At 33.1% G+C, this 17,121-nt stretch carries 15 protein-coding genes; 6 read left to right on the top strand and 9 right to left on the bottom strand.

All coding sequences use genetic code 11. The features are described 5' to 3' along the window. Window positions 1–186: 186 nt before the first annotated feature. Both C245_RS0102835 and C245_RS0102830 read left to right on the top strand, forming a co-directional pair. Window positions 187–4,335 (top strand): glycosyl hydrolase family 18 protein, encoded by a 4,149-nt coding sequence (locus C245_RS0102835; RefSeq protein ID WP_017495064.1) that lies wholly within the window; start codon window positions 187–189, stop codon window positions 4,333–4,335. 216 nt (window positions 4,336–4,551) lie between these two features. After that, entirely contained in the window at window positions 4,552–5,799 is a 1,248-nt protein-coding gene (locus C245_RS0102830) for a hypothetical protein (RefSeq protein ID WP_026109823.1), read from the top strand. A 135-nt stretch (window positions 5,800–5,934) separates the two neighbouring features. Here the strand turns inward: C245_RS0102830 and C245_RS0102825 are convergent, their stop codons facing one another. After that, complete coding sequence (locus C245_RS0102825; protein WP_017495062.1) at window positions 5,935–6,381, bottom strand: hypothetical protein; 447 nt, start codon at window positions 6,379–6,381, stop codon at window positions 5,935–5,937. 161 nt (window positions 6,382–6,542) lie between these two features. Between C245_RS0102825 and C245_RS0102820 the strand changes: the two genes are divergently transcribed. After that, the gene (locus C245_RS0102820; protein WP_232424318.1) at window positions 6,543–7,784 is read left to right on the top strand and encodes an IS1595 family transposase; all 1,242 of its coding nucleotides are present in this window, start codon (window positions 6,543–6,545) and stop codon (window positions 7,782–7,784) included. Window positions 7,785–7,801: 17 nt separating this feature from the next. Beyond that, window positions 7,802–7,972, top strand: a complete 171-nt coding sequence (locus C245_RS24150) for a hypothetical protein (protein ID WP_017495060.1) — start codon at window positions 7,802–7,804, stop codon at window positions 7,970–7,972. 20 nt (window positions 7,973–7,992) lie between these two features. Here the strand turns inward: C245_RS24150 and C245_RS0102810 are convergent, their stop codons facing one another. The 3 genes from C245_RS0102810 to C245_RS0102800 all read right to left on the bottom strand — a co-directional run bounded on the left by C245_RS0102810 (window position 7,993) and on the right by C245_RS0102800 (window position 9,053). Then, window positions 7,993–8,490 (bottom strand): hypothetical protein, encoded by a 498-nt coding sequence (locus C245_RS0102810; RefSeq protein ID WP_017495059.1) that lies wholly within the window; start codon window positions 8,488–8,490, stop codon window positions 7,993–7,995. After that, complete coding sequence (locus C245_RS0102805; RefSeq protein WP_017495058.1) at window positions 8,474–8,692, bottom strand: hypothetical protein; 219 nt, start codon at window positions 8,690–8,692, stop codon at window positions 8,474–8,476. Before C245_RS0102805 ends, C245_RS0102810 begins: the two co-directional genes overlap by 17 nt. Window positions 8,693–8,804: 112 nt before the next feature. Next, window positions 8,805–9,053, bottom strand: coding sequence for a hypothetical protein (locus tag C245_RS0102800; protein ID WP_017495057.1), 249 nt, complete (start codon window positions 9,051–9,053; stop codon window positions 8,805–8,807). Between the two features lie 391 nt (window positions 9,054–9,444). Between C245_RS0102800 and C245_RS0102795 the strand changes: the two genes are divergently transcribed. Continuing rightward, entirely contained in the window at window positions 9,445–10,266 is an 822-nt protein-coding gene (locus tag C245_RS0102795) for a hypothetical protein (RefSeq protein WP_017495056.1), read from the top strand. Between the two features lie 222 nt (window positions 10,267–10,488). Here C245_RS0102795 and C245_RS24145 read toward each other — a convergent pair whose 3' ends face one another. The 5 genes from C245_RS24145 to C245_RS22620 all read right to left on the bottom strand — a co-directional run bounded on the left by C245_RS24145 (window position 10,489) and on the right by C245_RS22620 (window position 14,784). Then, window positions 10,489–10,650: a hypothetical protein gene (locus C245_RS24145; protein WP_017495055.1), complete on the bottom strand. Its 162-nt coding sequence runs from the start codon at window positions 10,648–10,650 to the stop codon at window positions 10,489–10,491. A 102-nt stretch (window positions 10,651–10,752) separates the two neighbouring features. Beyond that, on the bottom strand, window positions 10,753–11,778 hold the full coding sequence (locus C245_RS0102785; protein ID WP_157495763.1) for a hypothetical protein: 1,026 nt from the start codon (window positions 11,776–11,778) through the stop codon (window positions 10,753–10,755). Window positions 11,779–11,812: 34 nt separating this feature from the next. Then, window positions 11,813–12,376, bottom strand: a complete 564-nt coding sequence (locus C245_RS22625) for a hypothetical protein (RefSeq protein ID WP_017495053.1) — start codon at window positions 12,374–12,376, stop codon at window positions 11,813–11,815. Window positions 12,377–12,477: 101 nt separating this feature from the next. Continuing rightward, window positions 12,478–13,638: an IS3 family transposase gene (locus C245_RS0102775; protein ID WP_017495052.1), complete on the bottom strand. Its 1,161-nt coding sequence runs from the start codon at window positions 13,636–13,638 to the stop codon at window positions 12,478–12,480. A gap of 36 nt (window positions 13,639–13,674) precedes the next feature. Further along, the gene (locus tag C245_RS22620) at window positions 13,675–14,784 is read right to left on the bottom strand and encodes an IS3 family transposase (RefSeq protein ID WP_017495051.1); all 1,110 of its coding nucleotides are present in this window, start codon (window positions 14,782–14,784) and stop codon (window positions 13,675–13,677) included. A 274-nt stretch (window positions 14,785–15,058) separates the two neighbouring features. Between C245_RS22620 and C245_RS0102765 the strand changes: the two genes are divergently transcribed. Next, a complete protein-coding gene (locus C245_RS0102765) occupies window positions 15,059–17,104 on the top strand; it encodes a T9SS type B sorting domain-containing protein (RefSeq protein WP_017495050.1) in 2,046 nt (681 codons plus the stop codon). The last annotated feature ends 17 nt before the right edge of the window (window positions 17,105–17,121 follow it).

Here is a 17,121-nt window from a genome sequence, read left to right as displayed (position 1 = left end):
TTTAGAAAAATATACCCCACATTCTATAATGTTTCGATAAAGCAGTCTTAATTTTTTGTAGAAGAAAATCTCCCTGCCAAATATTAACTATTCCGGTGTAATCTGCTGATTATTACATGTAACGAGCCAGTTGTTACACTGTGAAAGTTAATTCTATAACATAGCTTTATTTTTGAAAAAAAAGTTATGAAACAACGCTACTTATTATTTTTATTTTCAGTTTTATTCCCAATCTTCTTAGTTTCTCAACCGAGTCATACTAAAAAAGTAGTTGGCTATTATGCACAATGGGCTATTTATGGTAGAGATTTTAATGTCCCTAAGATAGATGGAAGTAAATTGACACATTTAAATTATTCTTTTTACGGTACAAGTTATGATCCTGCCCATCCGGAGAATACAAAATTACAATGTTTGGATACCTATGCTGATTTTGAGCATATGGAAGGAGGAATTCCGTGGGATGCTCCCGTAAAAGGGAATTTTTATGATTTAATGAAGCTGAAGCAAAAGTACCCTCATTTAAAAGTACTAATATCTGTTGGTGGCTGGACAAAAGGTCAGGATCTTTCTCCAATAGCGGCCAGTCCTGTGGCAAGAGCCGCTTTGGCTGCCGATATGGTAAAATTCATCACTACTTATCCGTTTATTGACGGATTTGATATCGACTGGGAATATCCCCTCTCAGGTGGTACAGATGGTACTGAGATTCTTAATGGTGCCCCGGTTCCTCCTCAAAAATACAATCCTGACGACAACAAAAATTTAGTGTATTTATTAAAGGCAATGCGTCAGGCGATGCCCAATAAATTAATTACAATTGCGGCTGGGAACAATGTTCGCAATGTATCTAAACAATATCTTGGACCAAATAACAGAGCTCAATACGGAATGACAGAAGATATTTCGACCTATTGCGATTATATCACTTATTTTGGTTATGATTTTGGAGGAAACTGGTATGATAAAACCTGCTACAATGCTCCATTGTATGCAAGTGGAAACACCAACGATCCGCTTTATGGTGCAACGCAGTCAGAATCATTAGACGAATTAACGAGTCAATATTTGAATGTAGTTGGTTTTCCTGCCAATAAATTAATCATGGGATTACCTTTTTATGGAAAAAAGTTTGATCATGTTGCTAATGACGGAACCAATCCTAATTTGCCCGGATTATTCGTTGCCGCACCAAGAGATGTAGTTTCCGCTTGTAAAAATGCACAGCCTCCCCTCGGAACCTGGGATACAGGTGCTCCATGTGAAAATTCAGGAAGTATTGAAATTTGCGATTTGGTAGGGAATGCGGCAACCAATCCGCATCCTTATCTTGATCCTAATACCATGATGGTTACGCCTACTGCAGCAGCTGCAGGCTGGGTGAGATATTTTGATAACACCACCAAAGTTCCCTATTTATACAACTCGAAACTAAAACAGTTTATCTCTTACGAAGATAAGCAGTCGATCGATCTTAAAGCCAAATATATAGCGTCTAAAAACCTTGCAGGAGGTATGGTTTGGGAATTGTCCCAGGATACCAGAGGAGCTGTCCCTAATGCACTATTGAGTCAGATAAATGATTCGTTTAATGTTGCTGTTGAGGGAACTTTAGTCTTTAGTGGTGCTGTAAAAATGGGTGCAAATTTGGTTTCGGATGCCACAGTTCAGTTAAAAGATGAGAATGACGCCGTTATTCAAACTGTTAAATCTTCAGATGGAAATTTTACTTTTAACAAAATAGTTTCGGGAGGCAATTATTCGGTTACCGCTTTAAAAGTTTCCTATACTTTTACGCCGGTAAAATTAACAAAGGTTAATGCAAACCAAACAGGTATCGTGATACAAGGTACACAACCTCTTTATGCCATTACGGGAACCGTGCTAAATGGTATTACGGCACTTTCCGGAGTAACCGTTACGGTAGCCTCGGCAACAGCTAATGCTACTGCGGTTTCAGATTCAAAAGGAGCTTATAGCATAAGCGGTTTAACAGCAGGAGCAGACTATACCATTACTGCTGCCAAAACAGGAATGACATTCTCACCAGTTTCTACTTTATACAGTGCGTTAAGTGAAAACAAAGTTTTAGATTTTAATCAAAATGCCACTCCAACTAATAAAATAAGCGGAATGGTTAAAAATGGTGCCGTGCCAATCGCTGGTGCAAAAATTGAACTAAATCTTCCATGGACAGATAGTACACATCCTTATGCTACTTTTGTTGCTACAACAGATACCTATGGGAAATATAGCTTTGACAATGCAATATTTTCGGGTTATACAACCATTTCAAGTTTAAAAATGAATGCCTGGGATAACAACTCTGTTGTTTATTATCCTACAGATTTGGCCAATTTACCAATTCCGGTTTTATCAAAAGAATATAATTTTAACTCAAGCGGTGTTACTCCGGAAGTGACAATCACGAGCCCGTCTGCGGCAAACCTTGCGATAGTTCCGGGAACAGCTATCCAGCTTAAAGCAAATGCCAGCATGACTTTTGAGGATGGAAAGACTACAGTATCATCCGTTGTATTTAATGTGAATGGGTTAAATATTACAGGGACTCCTACAACAGGTACAGAGTATGCGGCAACATGGACACCGGCAACAGCAGATTTTAATAAAAACTATACGCTAAAAGCTACGGCTACAGCCTCTAATAATGCTACAGCCGAAAATAGTTTTCCATTTTATTTGCAATGTTCAGGTACAGCATGTCCAAATGTATTACCCGAAATTGTGTGGACTGCCCCAGCGTCAACCACAATTAATCAGGCATCAGGTTTTCAACCCGTTTCAATAAGTGTTAATGTTACAGATAGAGATGGCACAATTTCAAGTGTTGCAGTAAATGTAAACGGAACTTATTTTCCTATGATAAAAGGTTCTGGAGACACTTACAGCTATACTTTTACTCCTAATAGCTATAAAGAATATCCAATAATTGTAAAAGCAATTGATAATAAAGGCGGTGAGAATTTATTGAATCAATCGATTACTATTGTTAACTCAAAGTTCAATCCGTTGCCGACTAAAGTTATTGTTGGCTATGCACATGGATGGGAAAGTGGGAGTGCACCATTTTTGTATTTTAAAGAAATTGCAGACAAGAAATACAATGTTGTTGTTTATTCATTTATAGAAACGGTGAATAGAGATGGTTATACTCCAGTGTTAGTAGTAAATGAACCTCGATTTTTTACAAATGGAGTCTTTGATCCGCAATTGTTAAAAAATGATATCAAGACCTTAAGAGATAAAGGTATTCCGGTAATTGTGTCAATTGGTGGACAGAATGGACATGTTGTACTGAGTACCACTGACCAGAAAAATATTTTTGTAAATGGAGTAAAAGCGATTGTTGATCAATATAATTTTGATGGTGTTGATATTGATTTTGAAGGCAGCTCTATGAATTTTGGAGCGGGAGCACTAAAAGATTTTTCTTATTCGGCGATTTCGGCCTACCCAAAACTTAAGAATGTAATTGATGCTTTCAAGGAATTAAAGGCCTATTATGGAACAGGTTTTATTTTAACTGCTGCTCCGGAAACCTATTATGTACAAGTTGGATATTCGGTGTATGGAGATGGAGCCGGATCTTTTTTGCCAGTAATTCATAATTTGCGTAATGAGCTGGATCTTTTGATGGTGCAATTGTATAACACCGGATCTGTAAATGCTTTAGATAACATAGCATATTCTCAAGCCACTCCGGATTTTTTAGTAGCCATGTCAGATATGTTGATGAAAGGATTTAATGTGGCTTCTACCGGATTTTATTTTGCACCATTGCCGGCTTCTAAAATAGTGATTGCAATTCCGGCTTGTCCGGGAGCGGCACCGGCAGGAGGGTATCTAACACCTGACAAAGGGATTAATGCTTTTAATTACTTACGATTTGGCACTACATATTCCGGAAGAACTTACACCATGAAATCTTCTTTACAGCCAGGAATAAGAGGTGTCATGACCTGGTCTATCAATTGGGATGCTAGTTGTGGCAGTGGGTATGAGTTTTCTAATAAGTATCACGACTACTTTAGTAAATCACTTTCAGTGGATCAATTTGATAAAACAGCTGGTAAAAATATAATCGCCCATTTTAAAAATAATGTATTAGCAATAGCGGTACATAATGAAGCAATAGACATTGACCATGTTGAGGTTTATAATATTCTTGGCCAAGCTGTATTAAGCTATAAAAACAGTCAAAACCATAGAAATTTATTGTTAGAAGATGGAAGTTTCCTGACGAAGCAGCTATTTATTGTAGTCATAACCGATAATCTGGGACGAAGAAAATCATATAAGCTGGTTAATTTCTAAGACTAAATAATATCCAATTTCCTGAAAAATGAAGTTGACTAATAAAGTTAAATTCGTTAGGTCATCTAATTCTTTATGCCGATCGAAAATGAACTGTTTGGAGATCCTAATAAATACAAATAAATAATGATGAAATTTTATAAAATACCACTTCTTTTATTGTTTTTTTTGTTTAACCTAAATAACGCATATTCTCAAGTAAGTTATGAGTTTTGTATGACCGCTAAATATGGAAATACGATTGTTTTGGATTTTAAAGTTCATAATAATACGAATGCTTCCATACCGAATTATAGTTTTGTTTTTAATTGGAAAGGAGTCTCTAATGTTATCATGTGGTCCGGAATGGATGTCATTCAAAACGGAGATAACGGTATAGTTGAGCTTAAAAAAACGACTTGGGGAAATGTTCTGCCGGTAGGAACTACAACTTATAGTGTCACGATGGATTATGTGCCGGGAATGTTTCCGCCGGGCCAGGGTACATTAAATGGTACTCCCATAAAAGGAATTACTTGTTATACTCCTCCGGCTACCGAGAATTTTAAGTGTGAAAAAAGCTTTAGCAGTATCTGCGCCATAAAACCTGCGGGACCTAATGGTAATGAAATAAAAATCGGTGAAGGTTCTGTCTGGGCATGGGGTGAACGTGTAGATGTTTATATTCCCGAAAACAGAAAAGGCTGGGCTATTGGTATGGCTGTTTCTCACAGTTTGTTTACCAACCTGATGGGATTTGAGGCCATGAGTATCAATGAGTATTTTGCAACAACAATTCAGGAAATAAACGCAGGCTGCGAAGGGAGTAAACTTATTGCTCCAAGTTGGGTCACAAAAAAATACCCTTATCAGGATTTAATTAACGGTGGAATTAATTGTTATGATACTACAGGGAGTGTCGCAGCAGGATACTTTCAGCAAGAGATGGGAGGAAGCTGGATGGAGATGTTTATGAACTATCCTTGTTTTATACCTCAGGTTCCTAAGAATAATTTTATAAGCGATCCGGCCATAGGAGCAAGTTTTGAGTTTCAATCGATTATAAAAACGTATCATGATTACAGAAATATTGCTTTTTGGCAATATGTTAAATGCTGGAATCCCGTAGGATTCATAAAAGACTCAAAAGATCCTTATGCAGCGGTTAAAATTTTAGCTCTGGTTTATAATCAGGGAATGAACAGTGGTGCTTTTGAACCTGTTTTTGTTAAAAATCGTGCGAACGCTGTCGCTGCAACAAATTTGATGGATTACATCTCTCCGGCTTCACCTTCCGGTCTGGACCGACTTTATGCAGAACAAATTAATAGACTGACAAAAGTATTAGACAATAGGGTAGCAGATATAAGTTGGACAGATGCTGCTATTTGGGGCGTAACCGATAAATCGGCTCATACATTTAGAGGATTTTATGACTCACAAATTGAATGGAGTGACGTAGACGAGTATATAAAAAAAAGATAATAATATACCCAGATTACCACATTAAATTTTGGTAATTGGATTTTGATACAATATAACAATATTCAGGGTCATGTACGCAAGTATAATTAGTTAAGATAATACTATACTCTATGTACCAAGGAAAAATATTTTGAATTAGGAAGGTAACTCTGCAGATTGTAAAATACTCTTTATTAATTTTTGTGAAGTAATTATATGACTATAGAATTCTGCTATTGATAAAGATACTTCGCCATAATCAACATCTTCATTAAATAGCAATCCATATTTCACATTTTCTTCTTTAAGATGATATTCGATTGTGATCTTAAATTTTTTTCCTTGATATTGAAATACTATGAAAAATTTATAGGGTATTGATTGATAGTTTTTCCTATTTGGTAGAATTACAGCCTTTACCTCATTAATAATAAATAATGATTTCCCATAATTCATTTTTATAAATTTGGAAATATCTTTTGAAATATAATCCGTTATATCCTCTTGATTTATTGTCATGTATTTAAAGTAAATTTTGAAATTACTAAAAATCTTATGAAAATACCACTCAACTTCTCTAATTTTTTTTAAAATATATTTCATGACGATTAAAAATTTCAAAACCACCTGTTCGTAGCAGGTGGTTTTATTTTATAAATTAAACAATATCATCGATTTACTCTGAATGCTTTCCAAAGTTTCAATTCAGATTGATTTCATTTTCTAATGTTGTTGAATTAGCCAGAATTTTTAAATCTAAAATTATGGCTTCCATTAAATATGACTTCACTTCTTGCTACGATGCATACGATTTCTCACATGTTGACTATGAAGAAATCTACCCAGATTTAGAACCAACTGCATTACAAGAAACCTGCGAAGATTTTTTAAACAAAATTCTAGTTCAATGTGGAATAGTACTTCCTAAACCAATCTTTGTTAGGTTTCCTGACCCAGTAAAATTGTTAACAACTCGTCTAAAAAAGATAAGAAAAACCTTACCTATAACACCAAAAAGTATTATTTTTAATAAAACAAAGATGAGTAAACATCCTGATATTGAACTTGATACTGCACAGGTTTTTAAATCTGTATTTGACATGATGAGTACTTTGAACTCAGAAAAAGCATGTCGCGAACACCTAGAAAAATTACGCTGGAATGGAGAACCAATTTGTCCTCATTGTGGAAGTCAACGTGAAAATCATTATAGAATAAAGAAAAGAGGAGAAGATAGAGGTTATTATAAATGTAAAGATTGTCGTTCACCTTTTAGCGTTACTATTGGTACAATCTTTGAAAAATCAACAATTCCTTTACAAAAATGGTTTATGGCAGTTTTTCTATTTACGACTAATAAGAAAGGAGTAAGTAGCTATCAACTCATGAGAGAAATAGGAGTTACTCAGAAATCTGCTTGGTTTATGTTAAGTCGACTTCGAAATTCAGTTAAAATGAGAGATGATTTCGAATTTGATGGTATTACACAAGTTGATGAAACTTACGTGGGAGGTAAAAATAAAAATCGTAGCAAAGGAAAAAAAATTCCTAATACACAGGGGAGAAGTACCAAAGCCAAAAAACCTGTATTTGGAATGCTTAACAAAGGAATTGTATATACTAAAGTTGTGGAGGATACTACAGGCGCAACTCTCAAACCCATCATCAATGATAAAGTTAAAGAAGGTTCTACTATTGTAAGTGATGGATGGAGAGGGTATCGTGGATTAGAAAGATTTTATGATCATAAAATTATCCAGCATAATTTAGGACTATTCAAGGTTGGATCATATCATACAAATGGCATTGAAGGTTTTTGGGGTCTTTTAAAACGAGGTATTATAGGAATATATCACCGTACAACTGATAAACACTTACATCGTTATTGTGATGAATTTGCTTACCGCTATAACATTCGAACAATGCCTTTGGGAAAACAGTTTAATTTTACTTTGGTTAACTGTGATGAAAGATTAAGATATAAAGAGTTGATTGCAAAGATTTAATACATAAATAAAAAACTATGAAAACATTAACTCAACATATTCAAGAATCGCTAAATAAATCAACAAAGAAAGTTCAAGAAAAACCTGTTGAAGAAGATTTGTCTGATTTAATGAGGACGAATCCTGCTAAAGAGGGTGGTATTATGAAAGGTACTTTGAGGAATGAGGATGATAAAAAAATTAGATAACAAATAAAAACGAATTTTGATTAGTTATTAGGGTCTATTTTTTCTTTTATTTCAACATCAAAAAGTTTACCCATAGTATCTAAAAAACCATTTGTGGTAAAATTTATAATTAATGCAAAAAGCGCAATAATAGCAGATATAATTAAAGCTGCTACGACATTTTGCCAAACACCCGACATAAAATTTGGGGTAATTGGTTTAATGATCTCTTTTAAAATTTCAGATTGTTGATTTACAGCTTGTTCTTTGGTGTTTTTAAGCTCCTCTTCAAGAATATTTTCAATAAAGCCTTGTAGTATTAATTCAGCTTTTATTTTATAGCTATCAATTGAACTTTCTGAAGATGAAAAATCATTAAAGGGCATAAGTTGAATATCAGTTAATGTTTCTCCTTCAGATTTTTTCTTTTCAATATATTCGATTTTACTTTTCTTGTAGAGTGAATATGCAATATGTCCTATTAAATCTGAATCTTGCTCAACAAGTTTGGAATAAATATAATTATAATTTCGCTGCATAATCTTTAAGAGATTTATCGTAAGCTTCAATTATTTTTTGCTTACTTATCTCTCTAACTCTTAATACACCATTTAAGTTTGTTCTAACGGTAATTATACCTCTATAGTTATCCCTGACTCTTAAATCGATTCCATTATTTACCAAGCTAGTATTTGCTTTTCTAATAGCCTCAGGTGATATTTTAAATTTTAACGGTTTCATATTTCAGAATTATCTATAGTGACAAATATACGACAAAATGCGTGTCGAAGTAAGTTACAAGTCTAATTTCTATAAGCTTGTTATATATGTATAGGGAGATATATTTTTATTTTTATTTTTTCTCAGTTCCATTTGATTGTGAAAGTACAGAACCAGCTAAAGTTTTTGTTTCATCACTATATTTTTCACTTTTTAGTACCTGAGAAGCTTTTTGTTCCATCGCTTCGCTTGTCTGATTATTAGTATTAGCTTGTGAAAGAACTGATCCTGCAAGTTGTTTGGCAATTTGTGAAGAACTTGGATTTTTTAAAGTCTCGGAAGCAAGCTTAGTTACTGATGGAGAGGATTTTTTATTTGACATAAATTCTTGTTTTTGGTTGTGTGCTAATATATTATAATTTAGCTTTTACTTAAACACGTATAAATACCTGTTTTAAAATTTTTAAACTATCCCAATCAATTTGATTGTTCAAAACATTGTTCTCTTTCATTTCCCCACGTTACCCTTTTTATCTATTTTTGTATTGTAAAAATATTCGTGCTTAATTACGTTATTGCTAAATCCAAATTACCACCCTGAAGCTCAACAGCTTCTAGATTTAACAAGCCAATAATGTATGTGAGGTACGCCGTCATGGCGTGGCTTTGCATCATTGCTTGTTTAAGGGTGTGGTAACCCTGGATTTAGTGTGGTGTAAATGTCCACGCTTATTTTTTGCACTAAACATTTATAAATCCAAATTACCACAAAAATGAAAAAGCACTATCAAAAGTACTGCATGCATTTCGCGTACGTCATTATTTCCATTTCCACATTCTTATTTACAACACGGACAGTCGGTCAAGAAAAACTTAAAATTACTCCAGAATTATCCAAGAAAATTATTGAAAAGTACCAAGTCGAACCTTTCAAAATTTTCCCTGTTAAGATTAAAGAAACTGAAAATAAATCAATGCTATATCTGATGGAAGAGAATCCTATTGATCTAGATATATTATCAGGAGATTTTATCAAATTGCCCGATAATTATATACTTATCGAGAAAGACATCGAAGATAAATTTGTTAAAAATGAATTGGTTACTGAGAACCATGAAAACTTTGAAATCCTTAAAGGTTACTACGATCGATTCCCAATTCTAAAAAAATCAGGTTCAAACGAATTATTTTATGTTATGTCTAATCGATATATTGGTCAATTAGAAGTTGAAATAGATTATACTAATTTTAAAAATCTTGGAAACTCTGCTGAATACAAAACATGGAAGACCAACTACTTGGCTTTATTACAGTCAGCACAAACAAATGTAAACACTTGCAATGCTATAATTAAGAAACATACTTACTTGAATCGATTGGGACAAAAACGATATGATTCTGCTACGTTTACGAAACAAGAAAAAGTCAACTTTAATAAAAATCTTGATTCCTTGAATGAGAAACTGAAAAAGATTGGAGAGTTAGAAGATGAACGTGATTTTCTATCTTATTATAATGATAAAGTATCTACTGTGGAAGCTACTAAGTCTTACAGTTTGTTATCATTTTATAATAGTACGAGTAGAAGTTATTAAGTGTTAAAAAACTGATTGAAAATTTAGCAAAACATTAACATTTTAAGGGCTAAATTTAACATTTTGCATTAATACATATCGGGTGAAAAAATCACTTAAAAAGCCTAAATCTTCTAGGAAGACAAGGCTTAATAGGATAAAAAGGATGATTTCACTCGCTAATGTTTTAATTAGCATTTGGAAAATTATCAAGTTTGGCATCGAAAGATGGCCATTCTAAAATTAAGCACCGTCTGTACCAGCAGGCGGTGTTTCTTTTTCTACAGATTCATCTTCATTAACAGCTTCTTCCTTGTTGTCAATTTGATTCTCTATAACTGTTGTTTGTTGTTCTTCTTTGATAGGTTTAAAACTTTCTAGGATGTGATTTGAAAGTGTTTTCATGATATCTTTGTTTAGAATTATAATTTATATATAATTAAACAATTATCCAGAGTTGTATATTTTAAGATTTTCATTTGATGATTACACGTTATATTATGTGACTTATAATGGATCAATATAATCATGTATTTTTTTATACTCGGTACAAAATTCTAACCAGTTATTATAATTTGTTCCAGTGTAATTAATATGCTGAAGAAATTCTTTTATATAATTATCATAACGTGCAATTGATAATCTTGAATGTCTAATGATTCGTTCTGTAAAATTAAGATATTCCTCTTTAGTCAAAATTTCGTTAATGGTAATCTGCGTCATTGTTTTTAGAGTCGCAGTCTCATATTTCTCAGCATTTTCAATCCCTAAATAATTTATCATAATTAAATCAATATGATTTTGAATTTCAATTTGTGACATTTTATAAATCGAATTGTATATGTGATCTTTTGAATATATTTTTAAATGTTCGCGAATAAGTTTTCCAGCATTAGATACTACCAAAGTTAAATATCCACCGTCTAACTCATAAGCATGAGACATATCGTCATTACTATATTTTTCTTTTAAATCAATCTCAAATGGCGCAAATTCTAAAAGTCCCCAACTTAAATATTCCGAGTGAGTCTCAATACTATATTCATCATAGTCAGTAAAAATAAACCATTCTAATTCATTGATAATACTCCTCTCGATAACCTGCGCACAACGAACAAACGACTCATAGGAGATTGAACCTTTTAAAAATACACTAAATAACTTTCCTATGATTTCTGATTTTTCGTGATCATCACATTTATCAATAATATAAAGTAACTTTTCACCTATTTTGATTCTATACTTCTTTGATTCGTCAATTTCATCAATAACTTTCTCTCTATCTTTTGCAGGTATATCATTTAATTGTGAAATAAAATAAAGTATTTTTTTAAGAAATAACATCTCGTTTATTTTAACACCTGTTTTACCTATCCCAATTATAGTACTGATTATCGGTATTTCTTTAATAATACCATCTTCTAGAAATGTATCTAAAAATACTTCAGACCATTCAGTAGTTATACCATTTATGTCTGAATCTTTTAAAGTGTTAATCAAAGAAGTAGAAATGCTTTTAATACTGGACATCATTTACAATATTTTAAGGTTATGAAAATTTAAAAAACTATCTTCTTTTATAAGAATCTACATTAGTAAAATAGTTTTGTGTATTTGGCGCCCAATCAAAATAAATTCCTCCATCCTTACTTAACATTTCAACCTGATCTTCTTTAGTTAAATAAAGTTCTTGTTCAAAAATTTTTGCGGGACCATCATCAACAGTTTCAATGTAAACCTTTAGAATATAACTTCCAGAAAGAAATGAATAATTTCCATCTATAGGCAATAAAAAGTGATGATTACAAGCAATTCCACTTTTATTTATAAAAAGACCACTACCACGTACAAGTCCTTTATCGTCATAAACCCAGACATTAAAATTCTGCACAGATTCTCCACGTTGCAAGCTTATAAACATATTTTGAACATACTGCCCCCTTTCAGATGTGCTGTAAAGCAAAGTCCTAATGAAAACTTTATTATGTTTTTGATCTTTGCCATCAGGCCCAAAATAAATAACAGTCGGTCGAGTCATTTTCACCGTCCCCTTTTTCATTCTTGTTAGCCAAAATGTTAGCCCCGAAACTGTTAAGGAAAGTAATGATATAACAATGCTAATATTGTTCATATAATTGAAGTTAAGTAATTTGTGTTCCTCAAATTTTACTTCTGTAATATTATCAAAAATAAATGACAACCATAATTTATAAACTAAATTTAATGTAGCAACTATATTATTTCATTAATTCTATCAAATTCTTCGATTGTTTTATAACCTAAAGCCGAATGTCTTCTCTTCTTATTGTACCAATTTTCTATGTATTCATAAACTTCGATTCTCAACTGTTTTCTCGATAGAAGTTTATCTCTGTTAATGAATTCTCTTTTAAATATGCTGAAGAAACTTTCAGAAACGGCGTTATCATTGTGGTTCTGCTTACGGCTCATACTCCGTGTGACACAATTATAAGAGTCTAAGGTTTTTGTGAAAACTTTATTAGCATATTGGGAACCTCTATCGGAATGGAAAATTAGCTCTTTATCAATTTTCCTATTCCTCACTGCCATTTCCCAAGCTGGTAAAGTTGTGGTTTTGGTACCCATTGTGTCACTTAAACTCCATCCTATTATTTTTCTATCAAATAAATCTATAATGACGGTAAGATATAGAAAGCCTCTCATTGTTTGAATATAGGTAATGTCAGAAACCCACGCTTTAGAAGGCTCACTAACACTAAATTCTCTATTTAAAACATTTTTAGACACATAATGATTATGAAATGAATCAGTTGTAGCTTTAAATTTTCTTTTGGCTTTTCTACGTAGTCCTAATGTTTTCATATAAATATTTACTTGTGAACTACATAATATATATCCTCTCTTTTCAAGCTCTTTAGCAATTTTTGGACCTCCATATGTTTGCTTAAATTCATAAAATATAGCTGTAATTTGCTCTTTTAATAAATTTATTCGGATTTCTGTGCCTGAAATTTCTTGTTTCTTTCTTAAATAATAGGTCGTTCTAGATACTTCTAGTGAGTTGCACATTTTTAGAATTGAAAATTTATGTTTATTGTTTTCAATGAACTCTTTCGTCATTACCTTTCCTTGAGCAACATATTTACTTCCACTTTTTAAAATCTCAAGTGTAAGTTCTGAATTTTTAATTTTTTTCTCAAGGTTAGTAATTTTTTTCTGTTCAGGACTTAATTTTAAGTAGCCGGTTCCGCAAAAACTTCCCGCTCCAAATTTTTCAAAGTCTTGTCGCCATCGATACAAACAACTTGCAGTTATTCCTAACTCCCTTTCAATACTTGCAATTTGCCCTTTGCCTCTCTCATAGCTTAATTTGACAGCATTTACTTTAAAAGCACGATCATAAATTTTCATAGCATGAAGTTTATAATAATTTCTACTTTAACATTTTTAGAGCTTGTTTTCAAAATATTCAGATATTTTTTCTTCCATTTGTTTTTTAGTCAAAAGAATATTCAAATATGTTAGTTCAGATTTAAAGGAAGTAAAAAAACTTTTAGGAATAGGATTGTCCAAATGATTCGCTGTTTCGCTCATACTTCGTTTAATATGTTTATATGAGTTTAATTTACGAGTAAAAATCTTATTAGCGTATTGAGGTGATCTATCAGAATGAAATATCAATCCCTTCTTTGTTGTACGATTCTGGACAGCAATTTCCCAAGCCGGCATCGAAGTTTCTTTTATTGTCAGACCTGTACTCAAATTCCATCCAATAATTTTTCTATCAAATAAATCGATAATAATTGTTAGAAACAACATTCCTTCTGATGTTTCTAAGCTTGTTATTCCCGATACCCAAATCTGTGACGGTTCGTCAGCTTTAAACTGACGATTTAGAACATTAGGAAAAATACAAGGGTTATGAGGAACAAAAATAGAACCAGATTTCACTTTATGTCTAGTGCTAAGCTTACTGACAAGACCTAGTCTATTCATGTAGCGAGTTACCGAGGGAGGTGATAATCTAATACCTCGGCTTCTCAATTCTGTTGAAATTTTGATATTACCATATCTCTCTTTGTATTCGTAAAATATAGACATTATTTCTTCTTCTAATAAGATTGTTTCACGCTTTCTTGGAGAAACCATTTTATCTCTCCATTGATAATATGTAGTCTCTCTTATGCCTAAAACTTCACACATACCACAAATTGAATATTTATCTAAATTGTTTTCAATAAAATAAAAAATCATTGGTTTTCCTTTCAGGATATATTTTCTTGCACTCTTAAAAATTTCAACTTGACGTTCTACTTTTTGTAGCTTTTTTGTGAGTGTCATTTTAAGTACTGCAAGTCTTTTTTGCTCGGAGTTTCTAAAATGACCTTCTCTGCAAAAGCTATCCGCTTCACCATATTTTTGAAATTCGACTTGCCATCTATAGATGTTCGTAGTTGCTACACCAAGTTCTTTTGCTACTTTAAAACGATTTGTTTTAAGTGCTAATTTGACTGCATTTAATTTGAAATCACGGTCATAAATTTTATGCTTCTCCATTTCCTAAAGTGTAGGTTCCATTACGTGAATTTAAGAAATAATGAGGTAGATATATAAAATAATAAAAGATAATGATATTGTAATCATATCATTATCTTTATTAAAAATCTTGGTTATGTAGGGAAATTAAAGTGGTAACCTGGGTATATTATTATCAAAAAAAATTACGCCTTTTTATGCTGCTTTCGGAGTAACAGAAGCAAATTTCAGAGCCGCAGTCAAACCTGTTTTTGATCGTATCAATGGAGGAAATTCTATCTCTTTCAGATACCAGATGCACGATGTAGTAGAGGCAATAGTTGTCTTTTTGCCAGCCTTTGATCCTAAAAAAGGATTGTCTGAAGTTTATGGTAACGAATCAAACGGGTGTTATGCTCCTACAGCCAGAATGGAAGGATTTAACGGAGGCTGCGGAAAAGATTTAGGATTAACAGTTTATTTCTCCGGTACACCTCCTTATAAATTTACGTACAAGAGAACAGATGTATCTCCGGAAATTGTTTGTCCGGAAATAACCACTTCACAAAATCCGTATTCGATAAATTCGGCATCTCTATCAGAAGGAACATATGCTATTGTTGCAATCAGTGATGCTAATTCTGCCGGAGAAGTTGTGTGCGAGCCTATAGAAATAAAAAATGTTGGAGTTGCAATATCAGCAAAATTAGTTAAAGACGGAGGAGGAACATGTACGGGAACAGGAGCAGGGATTAAGGTTGAAATAAACGGCACTGGATCCGGTCCTTTTATAATAGAATATGAAATAAACGGAGTGGCTCAATCTCCCGTAACAATAAATAATACAGGTTTGCATCCTTTAATAGTTGCTCCGGCTAAGGAAGGAACTTATCGATTGACTAAAATTTCTACAGGGGGATGTACTTCGGTGCTTGACGATACAATTGTTATTAATAAAGAAATTCCAGCATCAGCCAGTGCTAAATTAACGAGATATGGAGGAGTTTCTTGTTCTGGGCTAGGTTCAGGGATTCAAGTAAACATAACAAGTACAAAATCAGGACCATTTGCAATAGAATATGAAATAAACGGAGTGGCTCAATCTCCTGTAACGATAAGCAGTACAGGTTTGCACACCTTAATAATGGCTCCGGCAAATGTTGGGACGTATCGATTAACAAAAATTTCAGTTGAAGGCTGTGATTTTTTGCTGGATGATACTTTAATTATTTATGGAGGAGTGCCTCCTAAAGCCAGCGCCGACCTAATTAAATACGGAGGGAATGCTTGTTTAGGAGAGAATTCAGGAGTACAGGTAGAAATTATGAGTCCCGATTCAGGCCCTTTTGTAATAGAGTATGAAATTAACGGAATACCACAATCTCCTGTAACTATAAATGATGCGGGTTTACATACTTTAGTAACAGCTCCCTCTAAGGCCGGAATCTATCGAATTACAAAAATTTCAAACGGAGGATGTAGCTTTTCATTAGATAATACTCTTGTAATTGATAATGAAGAACCATTTACTGCAAACGCTAAATTAGTCAAGTATGGGGGAGATTTTTGCTTAGGAGAGAATTCAGGAATTCAGGCAGAAATTACGAGTAAAGATCAGGGACCATTTACAATAGATTATGAATTAAATGGAATAGCTCAATCCCCTATAACAATAAACAATACAGGTTTGCATACATTAATCAGGTCTCCGGCTAAGGAAGGAACTTATCGATTGACTAAAATTTCAACAAGAAGTTGCAGTCTTTTAATGGATGATGTTCTAATTATTGAGGAGAATACAATACCGGCAGAGGTAGTAATTGAAGGAAATTTAATGATTTGTAAAGGGGACAATACTGTTTTGAAGGTGAACATTCCTTCAAATCATACAATTAAGTCCTATCAATGGGAAGTCGATGGCAATGCTATCTCCGGAGCCAGTACGAATACTTATGTTGCAAATCAGGAAGGAAATTATACCGTTAATGTTGTTACCAGTATGGGATGTTATTTACTTTCGTCTGTGGCAAAAGTGGTTTTTTTAAACAAAGAAGATTGTGAGTTACAAAAACCTGAATTAACCGAATTTGATTATCCTAAGTTTTTTACGCCTAATAGTGATGGATATAATGATACCTGGCATGTAAATAATCTGGAGAATTTCACCAAATTAGAGATCGATATTTTTGACAGATATGGTAAGTTCATCACTCATTTGACTAAAGATAGTCCGGGATGGGATGGCACTTATAGAAACAGTCCTGTTTTTGCTTCAGATTATTGGTTTGTTCTAACGTATGAAGAGATAAATAACCCGGGGATTACAAAACAAATAAGAAGTCATTTTTCTCTAAAAAGATAGTCCGGAAACTTTTGGGA

The organism is Flavobacterium sp. WG21, from assembly GCF_000335775.1.
GTDB lineage: Bacteria > Bacteroidota > Bacteroidia > Flavobacteriales > Flavobacteriaceae > Flavobacterium > Flavobacterium tructae.
The sequence above is the reverse complement of the archived record's forward strand: the minus strand, read 5'-3'. Positions and strand labels throughout refer to the sequence as shown.